Here is a 1118-nt window from a genome sequence, read left to right as displayed (position 1 = left end):
CGCGTCGAGAGCGATCCGGCCTACCCGCCCGGGGTCGACCGGCTCGGCGGCGCGCTGTCCTCCGACGACCCGGGCTCCCTCCCCCCGAAGGAGAGGGGCACGATCGTCCACCGGCTGCCCCGGACCGGCGACGCCCTGGCCGCCGCGGCGCTCCTGCCCGCGGCCGCCGCCCTGGCGGCAGGGGCCGCTCTGCTCGCCGCCCGCCGCCGGGAGCGCGCGGGCCGGTAGGGGAGCTTCCCCACACCCGCAAAGCGGCCCTGGATGCCACAGTGTCCGGGGCCGCTTCCATCTGGAGAGGCGGACGCGCGCCGCCCCGTTGCGCGCCGCGTTGTATAATGACCCCACAGCAAGAACTCTCGGAAGGGCGCGGCCATGATGTACAACTACCTGAAGCTCGACGACGAGACGCAGATCGCCTATTCCAGCCCGCAGGAGGACGGAACCGTGCGCATCGCCGTGGAGCGCCCCGTCGACGGCGGCTTCGACGCGGCCTTCTGCTCCCTCCCCCTCTGCCAATGGCACGACACTGAGGGGTTCACCCGCGATGAGCTGAGCTTCCTCACCGAAATCGTGCGGAACAACGCGCCGCTCATCTACCGGCTCTCCCGCGAGGCGGGCAAGGCCTATGCCTAAGGTCCTGGAGTTCGGCCCCTACATCCTCTTCTTCTGGGTAGGGGAAAACGGCGAGCCCGTCCACGTGCACGTCGCGGTGAGGCGGCCCTCGCAGAACGCCACGAAGATCTGGCTCACTGCCGCAGGCGGCTGCCTCGTCGCCCACAACCGCTCGAAGATTCCCGCGAGGGATCTCGAGGACATCAAGGAGCTCGTCGTGCTGAACCACGCCTACATCTGCGACAAGTGGCGTCGCGTGTTCGACGGCGACCTGTCGTTCTACTGCTAAGGGGATCCAGGCTTTCGCAAGCAGGGAGACTCCGGCCTCCCAACCCCAACCGCGATGCTCGGGGTTGCGGAAAGCGGGGCGAAGGGGTATATTCGGGCAGACCTGGCGCCAAAGGGGCGCCCGAGAGAAGGAGATCCGACATGAGAGAGAAGCGACGGGGGTCGCTTCTGCGCCTGGGCCTGGCGGCCGCGCTCGCCTGCGGGATGGTGCCCGCGGC

General features: G+C 69.5%; 3 protein-coding genes. All 3 read left to right on the top strand.

Annotated features, from left to right (window positions below; translation table 11 throughout):
* Nucleotides 1-228: LPXTG cell wall anchor domain-containing protein (locus C811_RS16995; protein ID WP_016310673.1), on the top strand; the 228-nt coding region annotated here is incomplete at its 5' end.
* Between the two features lie 144 nt (nt 229-372).
* A complete protein-coding gene (locus C811_RS15515) occupies nt 373-633 on the top strand; it encodes a hypothetical protein (RefSeq protein WP_016310672.1) in 261 nt (86 codons plus the stop codon).
* Nucleotides 626-901, top strand: coding sequence for a DUF4160 domain-containing protein (locus C811_RS15510; protein ID WP_016310671.1), 276 nt, complete (start codon nt 626-628; stop codon nt 899-901). Before C811_RS15515 ends, C811_RS15510 begins: the two co-directional genes overlap by 8 nt.
* Nucleotides 902-1118 lie beyond the last annotated feature (217 nt).

Origin of the sequence: Adlercreutzia caecimuris B7 (assembly GCF_000403355.2) — a bacterium.
Taxonomy (GTDB): domain Bacteria; phylum Actinomycetota; class Coriobacteriia; order Coriobacteriales; family Eggerthellaceae; genus Adlercreutzia; species Adlercreutzia caecimuris.
This window is presented reverse-complemented; position numbering and strand designations above follow the sequence as displayed.

What these genes read in the sequence shown, in the direction of transcription:
- C811_RS15515 (WP_016310672.1), top strand. Translation starts at nt 373, where the DNA reads ATGATGTACAACTACCTGAAGCTCGACGACGAGACGCAGATCGCCTAT.
- C811_RS15510 (WP_016310671.1), top strand. Translation starts at nt 626, where the DNA reads ATGCCTAAGGTCCTGGAGTTCGGCCCCTACATCCTCTTCTTCTGGGTA.